The organism is Robiginitalea rubriflava, from assembly GCF_052540725.1.
Map to the genome: position 1 here is coordinate 1,021,301 of NZ_CP199309.1, position 19,141 is coordinate 1,040,441.

The window sequence follows — 19,141 nt, forward strand, 5'->3', positions numbered from 1 at the left end:
GTTTAGTTTCGGATCTAATTAATTAAAAACGGATAATCCTTATTTTTTTCGAATGCTTATCTTTAGAGGAACTCTCAGCACCTAAAATCAACCAAAATGAAACCTGTTTTTCGGCTTTTAGCCTGTATTACATTAATTGCACTTTCCGTTCAATTCCTGGCCGCCCAACATCCTCAAAAACTTTTAGGGGACAAGCCGGAAGCTGCCGGCCTCTCTACTGCCAGAGTTGAAAAAATCAAGGATATGCTCAATAAGGCTGTTGCCACTGATGAAATTCCAGGCGGGGTAGCCCTGATCGCCAGAAATGGCAAAATCGTATTCCTGCAAGCCTTTGGGAATGCAGATGCTGAAAAAAAGCGCCCTTACCAAACAGACGATATTTTTCGAATTGCCTCTCAAACCAAGGCCATAACTGCAACAGCAGTAATGATGCTTTGGGAAGAAGGCAAATTCAGGCTCGAAGACCCGATTTCCAGATACATACCCGAATTTGAAAACAGCGGAGTAATTGAAACCTTTAACGAAGCAGATAGTTCTTTTACCGTTCAACCATTAAATAAACCCATCACTATCAGGCATTTACTGACCCATACCTCCGGAATTGGATACGGGATGATAGATGGTGACGAGCGCTTCCGCAAAGCATACAACAAAGCAGGTATTATAGATGCCTTTACTTCAAAGCCAATTACGCTGGAAGATAATATTCCCAAGTTGGCCGCCATGCCCTTGCACCACGAACCCGGCAAAAAATGGACCTATAGCGAGGGTCTGGACGTTTTGGGACGTTTTGTCGAAATCATTTCGGGACAGGATTTTGATGAATTCCTGAAAGAACGGATTTTCGACCCCCTTGGGATGAACGATACCTGGTTCTACCTGCCTGATGACAAAGCTAATCGCCTGGTAAAGGTGCAGCATAAAACAGAGAATGGGTGGGCAAATTTCGACACAGAAGTCTTTGAAATTGATTATCCTATAAACGGGGCCAAATCCTATTTTGCCGGAGGTGCGGGCCTCTCCAGTACCGCCAGCGATTACGCAGCTTTCCTGCAGATGTATCTGAATAAAGGTGTCTATAATGGAAATCGGTTGCTGAGCCGTACCACTATAGATATGATGATGCAAAACCAGATCGGCGATCTGTGGGACGGCAATACGGCAGATTACGGAATTGCCTTTGGTGTACTCAATAAAAAAGGAGTGCAAATGGGCGGTATGGGCGGAATCGGCACCTTCGATTGGGGAGGGTATTTCAACACCTCCTACTTTGCAGACCCGGGAGAAAACCTGATCGGAATCCTGATGAAGCAAACCCAGGCTCTGCAGGGAGATACCACAGGTTGGAAATTCAGACAAATGGTTTTTGCTGCCATCGATGATTGAGCTACCAACCTTATTTCCCCGATAACAAATACAAACCAACCTTAAAAACTCTAAAATGAAATACTGGATATTACTCGCTGTTGCCTGCCTCATAGCAGCCCCGGCTTCCAATGCTCAGAGAAGAAATCAAAAGCAAAACCCTGAGAGGGTAAGCGATTCGCTGTATAATTCCCTTCAATGGCGTAATATCGGTCCTTTCCGCGGCGGAAGGAGTGTGGCCGTTACCGGAGTGGTATCCCAACCCGGCACTTACTATATGGGGAGCACCGGCGGGGGTATCTGGAAGACAACCGATGACGGGATCCATTGGAAAAATATTTCCGATGGTTTTCTTAAAACAGGCACAGTAGGTGCCCTGGATGTTTCTGAGAGCAATCCGAACATTGTACTGGCCGGAATGGGCGAACACGCAGCCCGCGGGGTAATGACTTCCATGGGAGACGGAGTATACGTCTCCAGGGATGCCGGAAAAAGCTGGGAACACCTGGGCCTTGATGAGAGCCGGCACATATCAGACGTGATCATTCACCCCACGGATACTGAAACCTTTTTTGTGGCCGTACAGGGTGCCCAATACGGGCCCAGTGCGGAACGGGGTGTCTATAAAAGCACGGATGGCGGCATGAGCTGGAAGAAGGTGCTATTTATCAATAATACTACAGGGGCGTCCTCCCTTAGCATGGATCCAAACAACCCACTTGTTTTATATGCGGCCATGTGGGAACACCAGCGCTATCCCTGGACCATGAAATCCGGAGGAGAACATTCCGGTTTATATCGGTCGGCGGATGGAGGAAACAGCTGGACTAAATTAAAATCGGGCCTCCCGGAAGCCTTTGGGAAGGCAGGTATCTCTGCCTCAGCCGCCCGACCCGATCTGGTTTATGCCGTTTTGGAAGCCGAAGGCGAGAAAGCAGGGGTATACCGATCGGATGATGGGGGTAAAAACTGGCGGCAGGTAAATAAAGACCGCATTAACGTAGCCCGCTCCTGGTATTACATGGAAATCTTTGCAGATCCGGTAGATCCGGAACGGGTATATGTGCTTAATGCTCCGGTTACACGATCAATTGACGGAGGGAAAACCTTTCAGCCTGTTTCCACACCCCATGGGGACAACCACGATCTTTGGATAAATCCGAAGGACAACCAAAAAATGATCAACGCCAACGACGGGGGAGCAAATATTTCAAACAATGCAGGCGCAAGCTGGAGCAGCCAGCAAAATCAACCAACCGCACAATTTTACAGGGTTATTACCGATAACCAGTTTCCTTACATGGTCTATGGCGGACAGCAGGATAATTCTGCCATAGCCATAGCCAGCCGTACCAATGACATGGGAATAGACTGGAAAGACTGGTACTCCGTTGCGGGATGTGAAAGCGCCTATCTGGCCTTTGACCCGGATAATCCCGAAGTTGTGTATGGGGGATGTTACCAGGGTATTATTGAAAAATGGGTGCGTGCATCCAGGGAAGGCAAGCCCATTAAAGAATATCCGGAATTGTCTCTGGGCAACGCCCCTGAAGATTTCAAATTCCGTTATAACTGGAATGCCCCTATTATTTCTGACCCCCATGACCGTTCGGTAATTTATCACGCTGGAAATGTCATTTTTAAATCGGCTGACGGCGGCCAGAGCTGGGATATTATCAGTCCGGACCTCACCCGGAATGAAACGGAGAAGCATGGCCCGGGCGGGCAACCTTTTACCAATGAAGCTGCAGGGGGCGAAAATTACAATACAATCATGTATCTGGTAGCCTCGCCACATGAAAAAGGAGTTTTGTGGGCAGGGTCGGATGACGGGCTGGTTCATCTTACACGTAATGGGGGAGCTAATTGGGAAAATGTTACCCCCTCTGGAATGCCACAGGGAATTGTAAACAGTATAGAAGTTTCACCGCACGACCCAGGCACAGCCTATATTACCCTGATGCGCTATAAATTTATGGACCTGAATTCCTATATATACAAAACAACGGATTACGGAAAGTCCTGGAACCGCATTGTAAACGGTCTGAATGACCCACATAGCTTTGTAAGGGTAGTCAGGGAGGATCCCGTTCGAAAAGGCCTGTTGTATGCAGGAACGGAAACAGGCCTCTATATTTCTCTTGACGGAGGAAATTTCTGGCAACGCTTCCAGCGCAATTTGCCTGTTGTGCCCATAAACGACCTCACATTTCGCAATAATGACCTGGTTGCGGCTACCGCTGGGCGGTCCTTCTGGATACTGGATGAACTGGCCCCATTGCAGCAAGCTCCAGCTAATCCCGCCGAAGTACGGTTACTGAAACCTTCGGACACCTATCTATTTGAAGGGGGGTATTCAGACAAACCCATACCTTCCCTGGGAGCCAACCCAAAATCCGGGGTTATCCTGGATTATTATTTGCCTAAGGGGTCAGATTCTACAGAAATAACCCTGGAAATTTTAAATGGTACCAAAATCATCAGGAGCCTGAGCAGTAAAGGGCCTTCAACATTCAAATCCTGGCCGGGAGGACCATCTAAACCCGAGGTTTTACCGGCAAAAATGGGGTATAACAGGTTTACATGGAATTTCAGGAAAAACAGTCTTCCGGCAGTTGATGGGGTATTTGTTTACGGAGACTACAGCGGCTCCAGGGTTGCCCCGGGGAACTATACGGCAAAGCTGAAAATTGACAGCCTGGAGAGGAGTGTCTCTTTCACTATCCTTGCGCATCCAAAAATCAAGGCAGAAGCTGCTGCGTACAGAGAACAACAGCAGGCCCTGGACCAGATTGAAGATGCTATCAGGGATATGCACCTGGCGGTTAACCAACTCCGTTCCGTTAAAGAACAGTTGCAGGCCTATGAATCCCTGTTGAAGGATAATGCAAAGGCCTCTCCCCTGATTGAAAAGGGAAAAGAATTACTGGACCGCATTACGAAATGGGAAGAGCAGCTGATCCAGCCCAAGCAGAAAACATTCCAGGATGTCATAAATTTCAACAACCAACTCAATGCCGAATTGATGTACCTGAAAGGTTTTATTGATGTGGCGGAGCCGGCACTGACAGGGGGTGCAAAAGAACGCCTGAAGGATCTTAACATTGCCTGGGATCAATTTGCCAGGGAAAGGGATGCCATTGTCAATGAGGGAATGCAGGCTTATAATACGCTATACCAGGAACTCGGACTCCCGGCTCTTATCCTTAAAGATTAGGGGTAGATAACTGAAATGATTTTTCGGGCCGGCAGGTTTTCTTTGAACAAAAGCGCTGCCGGCCTTTTTATAATCTAATCTTTGGTTCACATCTTACGGTAGCCTTCGAGTCCTGTATAAAACCTTTTAGCATGCATAAAGCCTGTCTGGAATGCGCCGAAAAGCTGGTGGGAAGATCAGATAAGAAATTCTGCTGTGATTCCTGCAGGAATACATTCAACAATAGAAGAAATCGTGAGAAAAACCGCGTATTGCTCAAAACCAACAACCGCCTGAGAAGGAATTACCGCCTCCTTAAAAAGTTGCTGAAGCATCAGGAGGATGGATTGATATCCAGAGAGGCCCTGCTCGATATTGGTTTTGACTTTGGGTCAGTTACCCGACATTACACCAGTGTAAACGGAATTAAAACGTACTTCCTGTACGACATAGGTTATTACGCCGTAGGCGAGTGCCATATCCGGTTTATACCTACTGCTGAGAGCCCAAAAAAAGAAACAGAAAAAGTTTTTACTTCCAGTTATGGGAATTGAGTTTGAGGGCAGCTATTACAATATCCTTGCGGCTTATCTGGCCAATTAGCAAACCGTCCTTCATAACCGGCAAGCGGCGTCGGTGGCTTTTGTGAAATACTCCGGCTGCATCGAAAATGCTCATATCGTGTGGAATAGTCTCCACTGTTTTGGTCATGAATCGCTCAACACTTTTATCGAGAATTGGCTGGTTAAAATACCGGCTTTCCGAGATCTGTTTCATGCAATCCGCCTCTGAGACGATTCCAACCAGAAAACCATTGTCGTCGAGAACCGGACCTCCTGAGATGCGATTCTTTGCAAAGGATTCCATAACCTCCAGGATGGATTGTTCAGGACTGAATGTAATCAGTTTCTTGGTCATATAATCGCTGACCAGGATGGGGGCATCGTATTCTTTTTTGGATGCTTCCTTGGCCCTGCGGCCCATAAAGCTTTTAATACCCATAATATTGTTGTTTTTAGAAAGGTTAATCTTAAATATACCATTTTTTTAAGAACTTTTTTAAATTAATAACTGCCTCTCCGCCGGATGCTTATATTTTCATACATTTAAAAAAGTCTTGGAGCTAATGAAACCGATCACTGCAGCCACCTGCCTCTTACTTTTATTTCTGATTGCTTTCTGGGCCTTTGAGGGTGCCATGCCCGGGTACCAGGCCGATTTCGACTCCGAGCCGGCAAACTTCTCAACAGACAGGGCAATGAAACAGGTGGAGGCCCTCTCAGAACAACCCCATGGGGTAGGCTTTGCCGAACACCGTACCGTTCGCGAATATCTTGTTAAAGCCTTGGAAAGCATGGGCCTGGAAGTAAGGCTTCAGACGGGTTATACCGCGGGGGACTGGGGTAATTTCAGCCGGGCAACCAATATTATGGCCCGCATTCCAGGAAGTGAAGGGGGTAATGCCCTTGTGCTACTATCGCATTACGACAGCAGTCCGCATTCCTCTTACGGAGCCAGCGATGCAGGCAGCGGGGTGGCAACCATTCTGGAAGGGGTGAGAGCCTATCTCGAAGGTAAAAAGAAACATAAAAATGACCTGATTATTCTGTTTACAGATGCGGAAGAACTGGGTTTAAACGGGGCCGATCTCTTTGTAAACCAGCACCCCTGGGTCAAAGATGTACGGCTGGTTCTGAACTTTGAAGCAAGGGGCAGCGGCGGTCCGTCCTATATGCTCATAGAGACCAACCGCGGGAATGAAAACCTGATCAAAGGCTTTGAGGCGGCAATGCCGGATTACCCTGTTGCCAATTCCCTGGCCTACAGTATTTATAAAATGCTCCCTAACGATACAGACCTTACCGTTTTCAGGGAAGATGCGGACATAGAAGGTTTCAATTTTGCTTTTATAGACGATCACTTTGACTACCATACAGCCCTGGATATTGCAGACCGACTGGACCGCAATACCCTGGCCCATCAGGGAAGTTATCTGATGCCGTTGCTAAACTATTTTGCAAACGCCGAACTGGGTGGACTAAAAAGCCTGAATGAAAGGGTGTATTTCAACGTACCCTTTTTTAAACTGCTTTCCTATCCTTATGAATGGATCTGGCCAATGTTTCTTCTGGCGGCAGTCTTTTTTGTAGTGCTTTTGACATTGGGCTTTAAAAATGGGGATATACGGATCAAGGGAGTACTTACAGGATTCCTTCCGGCCCTGTTCTGCCTGTTGCTGAACGCTTTGGCCGGATACTACTCCTGGCCTATCCTGAAATATCTCTATCCGGGGTATGCAGACATGCTCCATGGATTTACCTATAATGGATATTTATATATTACAGCCCTGAGCAGCCTGGCTGTGGGGAGTTGCTTCTGGATCTACTCCTATTATAAGCATGTCAGAACAACCGATCTTTTAATTGCCCCCGCCCTACTTTGGCTTGTTTTGTGCGGTTTTCTCAATGCCTATCTCCCCGGAGCGGCCTTTTTTCTGATTCCGGTTTATGCCTTGTTGATATCCATGTTTATCCACATCAGACAGGTCTCTCCTAACCCTTTTGTGCTAACGGCTCTTTCAATACCGGCTCTTTGGATCTTTGCCCCTTTTGTAAAAATGTTCCCGGTTGGCCTTGGCCTGAAAATGATTCTTGCCAGCAGCGTACTGAGCGTACTTATTTTCCTGTTATTACTTCCTGTACTCCTGGAATTTCCAAAAAAGAAACAATTGGCTGGCCTGGGTATCAGCTTATTCCTTATTTGCATGCTGGGAGCTCATTTCAGTAGTGATTTTACCAAAGATCAACCAAAACCGAGCAGTTTACTATACGTTCTGGATACTGATAAATCGGAGGCCCTATGGGCAACCTATGAAAAGGAACCTTCTTCCTGGACGCAGGCCTTTCTGGGTACGGAGCCTTCAGCTCCGGGGCCGGTGACAGATCAAACCCTCAGCAGTAAGTACAGCACCGGTTTTTCCTTTGTCCGTAAGGCCCCGGTAAAAGAAGTGCCCCCTCCGGAAGTTACAGTTTTGGTGGATACCATTTCAGAGAAACAACGCCAGCTCCGGTTGCGCATCAGCCCTCAGCGAGATGTAAACCGACTGGAGATTTTCACCAATAAGATCGGACTGAACAAGGCGATTGTGAACGGCGTACAGCTCTCGGAATATTACCTGAAAAACCGCCGCGGATCCAAGCTTCTGACACATTATATCAGCGATAACGAATCCACGGAACTCGAGTTATTTTTTCCTGCCGACCAGCCTTTGGAACTTACGTTATACGAAGCCTCAAATGACTTGCTATCCAATCCGCTGTTCACGGTTCCCCCAAGGCCGGATACAGAAATCCCTATGCCCTTTGTACTGAACGATGCGGTATTGGTTACCAAAAATATTCGCTTTGAATAAGACCATAGGTGTGATGGGGTGTGGCTGGCTGGGACTCCCGCTGGCGGAAAGATTGCTGGAGAAGGGTTTCATGGTCAAAGGCAGTACCACCTCGGAAGACAAATTGCAGATCCTCGGGGAAGCCGGTATTCAGCCTTTCTTCCTCAAGGCAGAAACTTCAGGCATAGAGGGTGACCTTACAGGGTTTCTAAATGGGTTGTATTGCCTTATTCTCAACATCCCACCCGGACTGCGCACAGGGCCTTCCGGAAGCTACCTCAGCAAACTCAGTTATTTAATAAAGGCATTTAAGCATGCAGGGCTGCCAAGGCTTATTTATGTAAGTAGTACAGCCGTTTATGGAAATACGCAAGGGCTTATAACTGAAAAGGTCCCTGCCATCCCGGAGGACGCTAAGGGCAGAGAGCTTCTGGAAGCAGAAAAGCTGTTATTGAGCCTCCAAGGCACACATACTCAGGTTTTGCGATTGGGTGGGCTTATCGGCCAGGAGCGGCATCCTGCATACCAACTATCTGGGAAAAAGATCCGTTCAGGGGGAAATGACGCTATTAACCTGATCCACAGGAGTGATGCTATCCTTGCCATTCTGTCCTTAATGGAACAACCATTTGAAGCATCTATTTTTAATGCGGTTAGCCCTGAACATCCGCGCAAACGGGATTATTATGCCACAGAAGCTATTAAAAGAGGTCTGAAGCCACCCTTGTATCAGGATACGCCCGGGCCCGTCAGTGGAAAAATAATCAACAGCGCAATCTTCGGGGCCGCCGGAATACATTTTAGCAAAAGCCTGTATTCCGACGAATCCTTCTGAAAATATGAGCCTCAAACGCTTCACTAAAGCCCCTCCCACGGGCCTGCCTGCCCCATCTTTTAAGAAAAGGAATGCCCTTTGAACCAAAAAAATAATGTAATTTTGCGCACTTAATTATTTCGGGAAAATGAAAAAAATATTGTTTTTAATGCTGGGGCTGGCAACTTTATCCCTTCAGGGACAAAGCGGTAATGAAGCCCTAAAAAAACACTACGAATCCTACTACAAACAAATGCGCATACAAGGCGATGTACGTGGGGTCATCAATGCACTCACCCATCTGAACGTACTGGACCCATCGATACAGCGAAGGGATACACTGGCATATGTGTACGCAAACAATAATATGCATATGCAGGCCCTCAATACCATTGGGATTGAGAAAAATGCAAATGATTCGGATTTGGCTGTTCAGGTAAAGGCAGTTTCCCTAAAATCGCTGAATCAGCCCAAAAGGGCCCTGGAACAATTTATGGCTTTATACGAGCGAAATCGCAATCCGTACCTGGCCTACGAAGTAGCAGACCTGAAAATCCAGGTAGGGGATAATGAAGGGGCCATGGCTGAAATCGAATACGGAGTTGCCAACGCTACCGAAGAAATGAAACACGCCTTCTATGAGCGGCAACAACCCTATGAGGTTTCCCTGAAGGCTGCTTTTATCCATTTAAGGGGCCTGGTGCAATACAATATAGACAAGAATAATATAGACCAGGCTATTGCAAGCTTTGATGAAGCTTTGGCCCTGGACCCTAATTTCAACCTGGCAAGCCTGAGCAAACAAGCCCTGGAGTCTCGTAAGGAGAAGGAAGGTACGGAGGAAAAAAATTAAACAGGGCCTGGCCCCTATTCAGTTGCTTTCAGCAAATCTCTGAATCCAAGGGCTACCCCATTGCTCCACCCGAAACCATCCTGGGTAGGATACTCTCCGCCTCCCGAGGGGAGCGTTATATCCTGAACGTTGTATTTCTCCATCATTTTGCCCGTTTCCTTGTACACGCGTTCATTTAAGGTCAGCCAGCGTTGCATGATCTCCCTGGCTTCCTCCGTATATCCATAATTCAGAAGCCCTTTAACAGCAACCCACTGCAGTGGCGCCCATCCGTTTGGAGCGTCCCATTGCTGCCCGGTAAACCTGAGAGTAGATACCAGCCCGCCAGGTTTCAGGAAATCAGTCATGATTCTGTCCTTTACCTCCTCAGCCTGTTCTGGTTTCGCTATATTAAAATACAGAGGAAACACCCCTGCCAGGGTAAGTTCCCTGCAACGGTCGTTGCTTACGAAATTGTAGTCTACATAAAATCCTTCGGTTCGGTTCCACAGCATTTTGTTGACCATTTCCGAGCGTAAATTTGCACGCTCTTGCAGCTCCAGTGAAGCTTCGGTATTTCCCTTTTTCGCGTAATGGTCAGACATAAGGCGTTCGGTAAAGTACATCAGGCTATTGAGGTCAACAGGAATCAGTTCATTGGTCTGGGTGGAGGCAAATTCCCCTTCCCTGGCATACCACCTGCTGCTGAAATCCCAGCCTGAAGCAGCCGCAGCGCGTAAGTTGGCATACAGCTTGGCCTTGCCTTCTTCTGTTGGGATATTCTCTGCAAGCAAAACATCTTCCCTGTACGACTCCGGTCTTGGGCGCTCTGAACTGTCCCAGTAACGATTCATAAATGATTCTTCCCCTGTACGGATGGCACGCCTGCCGCCTTCACTGAGCTCTAAATCCGACGCTCCCTCCATCCAGTATGCGTACTCTTTTTCAATCTGCGGGAAGTACTGATCCATTATAATACTGTCTTCCTGAGCGAGAAGGTTTACCATACTCGAGAAAAACGGGGGTTGCGATCGTGTCAGGTAATAGTCTCGGGTACCATTTGGGATAAATCCCAGGGAATCAATGAGGTGGCCAAAATTGGCAAGCATGGCTTTTGCAAGGTCCATCCTGTTATCAGACATCAGCCCGATCATCGTAAAATAACTGTCCCAGTAGTAAATCTCCTTAAAACGCCCCCCCGGAACGATATATTCCTCAGGAAGGGGAATCCTGGAAGAAAAGGCATTTACAGAATCGGGTCCGCGGCGTAATATCTCCCACATTCCGCTAATATGTTCATACATGTTGCGGGTTGTATCCGTTTTAAAGCCGCTGGGCTGACGGCTGGCATCCTTAAAATGTTCTTCCACAAAGGCCTGCAGGTCAAATCCACTCTTGTCCCGCTCTTCCAGATATAAGCGTTCCAAATCCTGAAAGGACCGATCCCTGCGTAAATCCACAAAGGTCTTCGAATCCTCAAAAATTCCCCGCATCTGTACATCTTTGAACAATTCGGTCTGATAGAACGATTCTGCTGCAATTTCTGTTTGCTGCGCTTCCCTGCATTGCGTTAGCAATAGCCCGCCCAAAACCAGGGGCAGGAAAAACCTGAATTTCCTCATAGGTAATCCGTTCATTATTTTAATTTGTTTTGCTTCTGGCCAGCTGCTGCATGAACAAGCTGTCCGATTCCTTTTTCAGGGCAATAGCGCCCTCAATTTTTTCATTTGGGACGGTCAGAGAAAGTACGTAGTGTGCAATTTTCCACTCCCCGTTTTGGTTGACGGCAATCCCGGAACCCCTGCATAGTTGCATCCAGGTATCCAATACTTCATCAAACCAGGCCACCTCTGCTGAGGCTCCAATGTAAATATTTCTTTCCAGAGCTCTAAAGGACCAGGCTTTCCCCTGGTCAAAATAAGGTTTGGAGAAGGCCATAAATTCTTTTTTATCCCAATTTTCCGTCGCGTCCGTCCCTATAAAAGTAGCCCCCTCTGCCATGGCGTTAAAATACCCTTCAAAATCTGCTTGTGCGGCTGCTGTATGCCATTGGTCCAGGAGTTCTGAAACTTCCTGTTCTGCAGTTTGTTGCGCATTCATGCCCAAGGGAGCCCATAGTATGAATAGGATCAAATATCTAATCATTCTCAAATAATTTAGGGTCCAGCGTACTGGATTTAATTACATTAAACTGCTCCCGCAAGGCATTATAAGCCCCCATTAATTCCTGTAGCGCCTCATTTATATCCTGCCTGTAAACAATGGCAGCCTGTACTTTATATAAATAGGTATCTACTACTTTGTGCCGGCTCCTTACAGACATCTCGTTAAAGTCTTTGGGAAATACGGATGCCTGCAGCTCTTTACTCAGTTCAATGAGTTCTTCCAGCAACAAACCCAGCTCTTCTTCCCCCCTGACCTCCCGTAAGCGTTCAAAGCGATTTTCAAAAGTTTTGAACTCAGGCCAGGAATTCAAAATAGCACTCGCCTGCGGATTGATCTGTACTGCCCGGGGCCAGTCCGTTGATTGAAAGGTGCGTTCTGTAATTGTAACCGTTTCCTGCCCGGGGGTCTCCCGGCAAGCCCCGCACAGCATCAACAAGAGCATCGCGCAAAAGAATTTCCACATATAGCGAATGTACAAATTTTAAGAACAGTTATATTTATACCCAATAACATTTGAAGCGTTTTAAAAATGGCAAAAACTATTCTCATTCTGGGAGCCTGTGGTCAAATCGGGACTGAACTAACTCTGGCCCTCCGGCAGATGCACGGCGATGAGAAAGTAGTTGCCAGTGACATCCGGGAGGGAGGTTCTGAATTAATGGAGTCCGGTCCTTTTGAATTACTGGATGCTACCGATTACAATGCCCTGGAGGAGGCCGTTATGCATTATGAAGTGGAGGAAATTTACCTGATGGCTGCCATGTTGAGTGCCACTTCCGAGAAATTTCCTTCAAGGGCCTGGAATCTGAATATGAATACCCTCTTCAATGTACTGAACCTGGCCAAGGAGGGTAAGATCGAGAAATTGTTCTGGCCTTCCAGCATTGCTGTTTTCGGCCCCAACACTCCCAAGGAACAAACCCCGCAATCTACCGTTATGGAGCCCAGCACCGTTTACGGGATCAGCAAACAATCAGGGGAACGCTGGTGCTGGTATTATAACAGGAAGTACGGTGTTGATGTCAGAAGCATCCGCTATCCCGGACTGATCAGTTGGAAAACCCAACCCGGAGGGGGCACCACCGATTACGCTGTTGAAATTTACCACGAAGCCCTGGCCCATAACCGTTATACTTGTTTTTTAAAGGCAGATTCCCGCCTGCCCATGATGTATATGGACGATGCTATCCGTGCTACCATTAACTTGATGAAAAGCGATGGAGAACAGCTCAGCATTCGCTCTTCCTATAACCTGGGGGCCATGAGTTTCAGCCCGGCAGATATTGCAAAAAGCATACAGAAACACCTGCCGGATTTTCAGATGACCTGCGAACCGGATTTTCGACAGGAAATTGCAGATTCCTGGCCCAGCAGTATCGATGATTCCCGGGCGAGAGAAGACTGGGGTTGGGATCCGGAGTTTGACCTGGATAAAACCACAGAAACCATGCTTGCGCAGCTACGCGAACAAATAAAATAGCATTCAGGCCTTCTAATCTGCGTGGAATTTCAGCTTTTTCTCAATGGCCATTATCATGCTGCCGGCAATATCTTTTCCGGTTGCATTTTCTATTCCCTCCAGCCCCGGGGAGGAATTTACCTCCAGTAGTAAGGGTCCGCGATTCGACCGGATGATATCTACCCCGGCTACAGCCAGGTTTAAAACCCGGGCCGCCTTAAGGGCAAGCTTGCGTTCTTCAGCGGTAATTTTGATTATGGAAGCTTTACCCCCCTGATGCAGGTTTGCCCTGAACTCGCCTTTCTCGGCCTGCCGCTGCATAGATGCCACAACTTTACCATTTACTACAAAGCAACGGATATCCTGCCCATTGGCCTCTTTTATAAATTCCTGGACCAGGATATTGGTCTGAACACTTTTGAAGGCATTAATAACGCTTTCTGCAGCCTTGTTTGTCTCAGCCAGCACTACTCCTTTCCCCTGGGTGCTTTCCAGCAGTTTAATGATCAGGGGAGCCCCATTGACCATTTTGATAAGGTCTTTGGTGTCGTTGGGGGATTTGGCAAAGCCGGTTATGGGGATGTGGATGTCGTGCCTGGCAAATAGCTGGGAGGCAAAGAGTTTATCCCGGGACTGGGTAATGGCCTCTGCGGAATTCAGGCAATACACCCCCAGGTTGTCGAATTGCCGGATAAGGGCACAGCCATAAAAGGTTACCGACGGTTTGATCCTGGGAATAATGGCATCGAATTCATTGAGGATGTTCCCACCCCGGTAACGGATCTGAGGCGAATTGGCATCGAGTTTCATGTAGGCTAGTTCCACATTGAGAAAAACGATCTCATGGCCGCGGGCCTGGGCGGCCTCCATTAAACGCTTGTTGCTGTACAACTGTGGGTTACTGGCCAGCAGGGCAATCTTAAGCCCGGTTTTTTTCTTCTGATAGGCTGAATACTTGCGGTTCAATTCCTCATCGGTAATATCCAACTGGGTACAGCTTTCAGCAGGGTTGACAAGGTACCTGTCTGTAAGGGCCTCCCTTCCCAGAAGCATCCGGTATTCCATCGTATCCCGGTTGGCAAGGGTTAGTTCTATTTCAAATTTTTCAGCTCCCAGTTTTACAGGGGTACGTATCACAAAACGTTCCTCTGAAATCCCGGAGGAACTTTTAACCGTCCTCCGGTCTACCATCCGGGCTTCACAAGTGAGGGCAATGCTGCGGTTATCCTGTAAAGGATGCACTTCAAATCGGACCCATTCCTCGGCATGCTTCATAAAGACCTTAAAATTGGTCGCCTGTATGGAGGACGTTTTGGCTCCCGAATCTACACGTGCTTTAATGGCCGGGATCCCGAGTTCCTCAAAAATGCACCATTCCTCACTCCCGAGGATCTTTAATTCTTTCATCGATAAGCTTTAGATAAGCCTGCTTTAATTTGCAGTTAAGTTTTAAGGCCTGCTGTTAGTCTGCAAGGAAGGTTTGTTGCGGGTCCAGAAAGTGTTTGAACTCCACCATATAACCGTTGGGATCTTCCACAAAAAAAGAGCGGTGTGCCCCGGTCCTGCCTTGAAGGAACAGTGTGTTTACAGGTAACTCAAGGGACATCCCTTTTAGTTTTTCCAATAAATCATTCCACTGTGTATCGCTAACCAGGACGCCGAAATGAAAGGCGGGCAATATCGCCTCTTCAAACTTATAGGATTTATAATGGAAACTGAAATCCCCGGACTTGGTAAAAGTGATCTGGTTGCCGAACAGGTTTATATCCACCCACTGTGTGGACATCCTGCCCAAACTGGCACCCAGGGTTTCTGTATAAAAAGCCTTGGTAGCCGATACGCTTACACAGGGAAGCGATAAATGAAAAGGGGTCTGGTGCATGTTTCGCAGTTGAAGTTAATCTTCGTCATCCTCCTCATCCTCTAATGGGATGTCCGGAATGGCTTCAGGGTCGTCCGAGTCAAAATCCTCATAATCTTCCTCATCGTAATTCGCCATCGTTTTTTCGAGGCGGGCACTGATCTTGACAAGGTATTTGGTGTCCTCGGTGGTTACCTCCACCGCTTCTATTCGTTCTCCCTGGGCGTTGCGGAAACTGATAATATGGTCGTCATCATATCCATCGGGATACCTTTCCACCAGAAGTTTGAGCACCTCAGGGGTTAATTTTTTAAAATCTACTATTACTCTTTTAAGGTTATCCATAATTACATGTTCAAAAGATAAGCAAAAATAAGTGGGGCAACAATAGTGGCATCGCTTTCTATAATGTATTTCGGGGTCTCAATCCCCAGCTTCCCCCAGGTTATTTTTTCGTTGGGAACCGCCCCGGAATAAGAGCCAAAGCTGGTGGTACTGTCACTGATCTGACAAAAATAACTCCAGAAAGGAGTGTCTGTTCGTTCCATGTCCTGGTACAGCATGGGCACTACGCAAATGGGAAAATCCCCTGCGATACCGCCCCCTATCTGGAAAAACCCGATCCCCTTTCCGGAATTTTCGGTATACCAGTCTGCCAGGTAGGTCATATATTCAATTCCCGACTTGACCGTGCTGGCGGAAAGCTCTCCTTTCAGGACATAGGAGGCAAAAATATTCCCCATAGTACTGTCTTCCCATCCCGGGCAAACCAGGGGCAGGTTTTTCTCCGCTGCAGCATACATCCAGGAATCTTTCAGGTCTATTTCATAGTACTCTTCAAGTACCCCTGAGAGGAGCATTTTGTACATATATTCATGAGGCAGGTAACGCTCCCCTGCTTCTTCCGCTTCCTTCCAGAGTTTGAATATATGCTCCTGCAGCCTTCTGAAGGCCTCCTCTTCAGGGATACAGGTATCGGTTACCCGGTTCAGGCCTTTTTCGAGCAATTCCCACTCATCCTGAGGGGTAAGGTCCCTGTAGTTCGGAACCCGCTTGTAATGGCTATGGGCTACCAGATTCATAATATCCTCTTCCAGGTTGGCACCCGTGCAGGAGATGATATGCACCTTATCCTGACGGATCATTTCAGCAAAAATCCTCCCGAGTTCTGCAGTACTCATGGCACCCGCCAGGGAAACCAGCATCTTGGCCCCCTGGTTGAGCTGTTCTTCATAGCCTTTGGCTGCATCCACCAATGCCGCAGCATTGAAGTGCTTGTAATAATGTGTAATGAAATCAGAAATCGGTCCCTTAGTAGTCATCGTCATCGAATTTAGGGAAGGCAGAACCCAATTTGTTATCCATCAGGTCAGCATCGTCGTCCAGCAACTCGTCTTGGCCTTCCTCCATAAATTTATAACTTAACATTTTATAATAAAGTTTTGCAGCAAGAAAATCGGAAGAGCGTTCTGCCGGGTTCGGGCAAAGTTCCACAATATCGAATCCCACCACATTCTTTTCATTAAAAACCTGCTTTAGAAATTCAAGGGTCTCATACCATAGCAGGCCGCCGGGTTCCGGAGTGCCGGTTGAAGGCATTATGGACGGATCCAGTGCATCCAGGTCGAAGGTAATAAAGACATTCTCTGTCATCAGATCAACTACTTTGTCCATCCAGAATTCATCGGCCACCATTTCGTGTGCAAAAAAGGTTTTTTCGGGGTCCATATAGGTCTTTTCCAAAACGTCCATGCTCCGGATCCCTACCTGTATCAGATTGGTTGTCTGGGCTGCCTCATGCACGGCACAGGCGTGGTTATACTGGCTGCCTTCATAAGACTTGCGCAAATCTGCATGGGCATCGATCTGCAATACGGTCAGGTTGTCAAAGCACTCGTTAAAGGCCCGGATAGAGCCTATAGAAATGGAGTGCTCTCCCCCGAAAAGGGTCACAAACTTGTTCCGTTTGATATAGTCTTTGGTTATTTTATGAACCTCATTTACAACCGCTTCAGGGCTTTCATCAACGGTTATGGGTTCCGTCAGGTAAATGCCCTGGCGATAGACTTCAGATTCCGTTTCAATATCGTAGAGTTCCATATTGGCAGAAGCTTCCAGGAATGCTTCAGGTCCCTTATCTGCCCCTTTCCCCCAGGTACTGGTACCGTCATAGGGTACGGGTACGAGTACTATTTTTGCTTTCTCCAGTTGCGCAAATTCATCCGGGATTCCCGCATAATTTTCCGATACCTTCATTTTATCTTTTTTATTGGTTTATACTTTTTTAGTTCCGATTAAAGTGTATTTACGTTTTTGATTTCCTAGCCGGATCATACCCAAGGATTGCAAGGTGATCTTCCGCTGTTTGTTGCTCCCGGAATACGGAAACCGATAATTTTCCTTTGGCATCCCTGTTGATCAGCAGGTGCTTCGGATGTGGGATCAGGCAATGTTGCAAGCCCCCAAACCCACCTATGCTTTCCTGATAGGCCCCCGTATTGAAGAAGCCTATATACAGGGGTTTCTCAGAATGGAATTTCGGCAGGTAAATGGCATTCATATCTTGCAGACTATTGTAATAGTCATCGCTATCGCAGGTAAGCCCGCCCAGCAGCACTCTCTCATAGGCCTCATTCCATCTGTTGACCGGAAGCATAATGAATCGTTTATTGATCGCCCAGGAATCCGGAAGGGTGGTAATAAAAGACGAATCAATCATATTCCACTTCTCCCGGTCATTCTGCTGTTTCTGATAGAGTACCTGATAGACGGCCCCACCGCTTTCTCCAACGGTAAAGCTCCCGAATTCTGTAAATATATTGGGTACGGGGATGTCTTCTTCTTTACAGGTGAGATTGATCTGATTAATGATCTCATCAATCATATACACGTAATCGTAATCAAAGGCCAGGGAATTTTTAGTCGGAAATCCTCCTCCTATATTCAGGCAGTCAAGGGAAGGACATATCTTTTTTAACCGCACATAGACCTTGAGGCACTTATTGAGTTCATTCCAGTAATAGGCGTTATCCCGAATCCCGGTATTGATAAAAAAGTGTAGCATCTTAAGCTCTACCTGATCATTTTCCTTGATCTGACTCTCATAAAAGGGTACAATATCCTTATAGCCAATCCCGAGGCGCGAGGTGTAAAACTCAAATTTGGGTTCCTCTTCGGATGCGATTCGAATTCCTACCTTAAACGGATCCTCAATCGCTTCGGAGAGCAGCGAGATTTCCTCATAATTATCAATTATTGGGATGCAATTCCGGTGGCCGCCGTTGATCAGCCGGGCGATGTTTTCAATATAAGCAGCTCTTTTAAACCCATTGCAGATCACATAGGTATTGTTCCTGATACGCCCCTCAGCCTTGAGGTTTTCAACAATATTTATGTCGAAAGCAGAGGAGGTTTCAATATGGATATCATTCTTTAGGGCCTCGTGCAACACATACTGAAAGTGGGAGCTCTTGGTGCAATAACAATAGTAATACTTCCCGGCGTAATTGTGTTTTTCAATAGCATTGGCGAACCACTGCTTCGCTCTTCCGATGTTTTCAGAAATTTTTGGCAGATAGGTAAATTTCAGCGGACTTCCGTATTTGGCAACCAGGTCCATTAGCGGAATGCCGTGAAACATCAGGTTGGAATCCTTCAGCTCAAACTCCTCGGTGGGAAAATAATAGGTCTGATCTATCAGATCTTTATAGGTGATATTCATTAAAATTTCGGTTGTAAGTGTTTCGGGTTTGCAGGGTGCGTCCCTTTTACCCATATGAAAGTTTAATTTACAATAGAAATTGCAAGTTAAAAGGCGATTTTAAAATAGAAAGAAAATAAGCAGGAAATATATTGCAAAAACCACTCAATAATACTGAGGAAAATTGAGTTCCGGAAACCGGTCGGTCAGCTTGCTGCTGGCTGCGGTTTTCCGCCCATTTGAAAGTAAAAAGGCCCACGCTTCTAGATACGCTGTTAGGATTAAAAAACTTTGCATTTTTCGGGTGTAAATGAAGTCAATTTTTTTTAATAATAATCTTTTTTGCACTTTTTTTTT

17 protein-coding genes are annotated in these 19,141 nt (G+C 46.8%); 7 read left to right on the forward strand and 10 right to left on the reverse strand.

The window, feature by feature from the left end; all coding sequences use genetic code 11:
- Positions 1 to 96 precede the first annotated feature (96 nt).
- The 3 genes from ACT6NU_RS04735 (at position 97) to ACT6NU_RS04745 (ending at position 5,115) form a co-directional block, all read left to right on the forward strand.
- Complete coding sequence (locus tag ACT6NU_RS04735; protein ID WP_445383314.1) at positions 97 to 1,386, forward strand: serine hydrolase domain-containing protein; 1,290 nt, start codon at positions 97 to 99, stop codon at positions 1,384 to 1,386.
- 55 nt (positions 1,387 to 1,441) lie between these two features.
- The gene (locus tag ACT6NU_RS04740) at positions 1,442 to 4,582 is read left to right on the forward strand and encodes a VPS10 domain-containing protein (protein WP_445383315.1); all 3,141 of its coding nucleotides are present in this window, start codon (positions 1,442 to 1,444) and stop codon (positions 4,580 to 4,582) included.
- A gap of 131 nt (positions 4,583 to 4,713) precedes the next feature.
- Positions 4,714 to 5,115: a hypothetical protein gene (locus ACT6NU_RS04745; protein WP_445383316.1), complete on the forward strand. Its 402-nt coding sequence runs from the start codon at positions 4,714 to 4,716 to the stop codon at positions 5,113 to 5,115.
- Here ACT6NU_RS04745 and ACT6NU_RS04750 read toward each other — a convergent pair.
- Positions 5,093 to 5,563 (reverse strand): CBS domain-containing protein, encoded by a 471-nt coding sequence (locus tag ACT6NU_RS04750; RefSeq protein WP_445383317.1) that lies wholly within the window; start codon positions 5,561 to 5,563, stop codon positions 5,093 to 5,095. The genes ACT6NU_RS04745 and ACT6NU_RS04750 overlap by 23 nt on opposite strands.
- A gap of 124 nt (positions 5,564 to 5,687) precedes the next feature.
- Here ACT6NU_RS04750 and ACT6NU_RS04755 point away from each other — a divergent pair, with 124 nt between their 5' ends.
- The 3 genes from ACT6NU_RS04755 (at position 5,688) to ACT6NU_RS04765 (ending at position 9,619) form a co-directional block, all read left to right on the forward strand.
- Positions 5,688 to 7,973, forward strand: coding sequence for a M28 family peptidase (locus ACT6NU_RS04755; protein WP_445383318.1), 2,286 nt, complete (start codon positions 5,688 to 5,690; stop codon positions 7,971 to 7,973).
- Positions 7,966 to 8,787 carry an SDR family NAD(P)-dependent oxidoreductase gene (locus tag ACT6NU_RS04760; RefSeq protein WP_445383319.1) on the forward strand — a complete coding sequence of 274 codons (822 nt, stop codon included), beginning with the start codon at positions 7,966 to 7,968 and terminating at the stop codon, positions 8,785 to 8,787. Before ACT6NU_RS04755 ends, ACT6NU_RS04760 begins: the two co-directional genes overlap by 8 nt.
- Positions 8,788 to 8,914: 127 nt before the next feature.
- Positions 8,915 to 9,619 carry a hypothetical protein gene (locus tag ACT6NU_RS04765; protein WP_445383320.1) on the forward strand — a complete coding sequence of 235 codons (705 nt, stop codon included), beginning with the start codon at positions 8,915 to 8,917 and terminating at the stop codon, positions 9,617 to 9,619.
- Between the two features lie 14 nt (positions 9,620 to 9,633).
- Here the strand turns inward: ACT6NU_RS04765 and ACT6NU_RS04770 are convergent, their stop codons facing one another.
- Genes ACT6NU_RS04770 through ACT6NU_RS04780 form a run of 3 tightly spaced genes read right to left on the reverse strand, consistent with a single transcriptional unit; the run spans position 9,634 to position 12,227 of the window.
- Positions 9,634 to 11,235: a trehalase family glycosidase gene (locus ACT6NU_RS04770; protein ID WP_445383321.1), complete on the reverse strand. Its 1,602-nt coding sequence runs from the start codon at positions 11,233 to 11,235 to the stop codon at positions 9,634 to 9,636.
- Between the two features lie 4 nt (positions 11,236 to 11,239).
- The gene (locus tag ACT6NU_RS04775; RefSeq protein WP_445383322.1) at positions 11,240 to 11,743 is read right to left on the reverse strand and encodes a nuclear transport factor 2 family protein; all 504 of its coding nucleotides are present in this window, start codon (positions 11,741 to 11,743) and stop codon (positions 11,240 to 11,242) included.
- A complete protein-coding gene (locus ACT6NU_RS04780) occupies positions 11,736 to 12,227 on the reverse strand; it encodes a hypothetical protein (RefSeq protein ID WP_445383323.1) in 492 nt (163 codons plus the stop codon). Before ACT6NU_RS04780 ends, ACT6NU_RS04775 begins: the two co-directional genes overlap by 8 nt.
- Positions 12,228 to 12,293: 66 nt before the next feature.
- On the opposite strand from ACT6NU_RS04780, the gene ACT6NU_RS04785 reads away from it, so the two are divergent.
- Positions 12,294 to 13,244 carry an NAD-dependent epimerase/dehydratase family protein gene (locus ACT6NU_RS04785; protein ID WP_445383324.1) on the forward strand — a complete coding sequence of 317 codons (951 nt, stop codon included), beginning with the start codon at positions 12,294 to 12,296 and terminating at the stop codon, positions 13,242 to 13,244.
- Positions 13,245 to 13,256: 12 nt separating this feature from the next.
- Here the strand turns inward: ACT6NU_RS04785 and rimK are convergent, their stop codons facing one another.
- From rimK to ACT6NU_RS04815, 6 genes are read right to left on the reverse strand one after another with little or no spacing between them, the layout of a single operon-like run.
- A complete protein-coding gene (gene rimK / locus ACT6NU_RS04790; RefSeq protein ID WP_445383325.1) occupies positions 13,257 to 14,630 on the reverse strand; it encodes a 30S ribosomal protein S6--L-glutamate ligase in 1,374 nt (457 codons plus the stop codon).
- A 55-nt stretch (positions 14,631 to 14,685) separates the two neighbouring features.
- Positions 14,686 to 15,105, reverse strand: a complete 420-nt coding sequence (locus ACT6NU_RS04795; RefSeq protein WP_445383326.1) for a VOC family protein — start codon at positions 15,103 to 15,105, stop codon at positions 14,686 to 14,688.
- A gap of 15 nt (positions 15,106 to 15,120) precedes the next feature.
- On the reverse strand, positions 15,121 to 15,429 hold the full coding sequence (locus ACT6NU_RS04800) for a hypothetical protein (protein WP_445383327.1): 309 nt from the start codon (positions 15,427 to 15,429) through the stop codon (positions 15,121 to 15,123).
- A 2-nt stretch (positions 15,430 to 15,431) separates the two neighbouring features.
- Positions 15,432 to 16,406 (reverse strand): deoxyhypusine synthase family protein, encoded by a 975-nt coding sequence (locus tag ACT6NU_RS04805; RefSeq protein WP_445383328.1) that lies wholly within the window; start codon positions 16,404 to 16,406, stop codon positions 15,432 to 15,434.
- Positions 16,396 to 17,340, reverse strand: coding sequence for an agmatinase (gene speB, locus ACT6NU_RS04810; protein WP_445383329.1), 945 nt, complete (start codon positions 17,338 to 17,340; stop codon positions 16,396 to 16,398). The genes ACT6NU_RS04805 and speB overlap by 11 nt, the downstream gene beginning before the upstream one ends.
- Positions 17,341 to 17,389: 49 nt before the next feature.
- The gene (locus tag ACT6NU_RS04815) at positions 17,390 to 18,805 is read right to left on the reverse strand and encodes an arginine decarboxylase (protein ID WP_445383830.1); all 1,416 of its coding nucleotides are present in this window, start codon (positions 18,803 to 18,805) and stop codon (positions 17,390 to 17,392) included.
- Positions 18,806 to 19,141 lie beyond the last annotated feature (336 nt).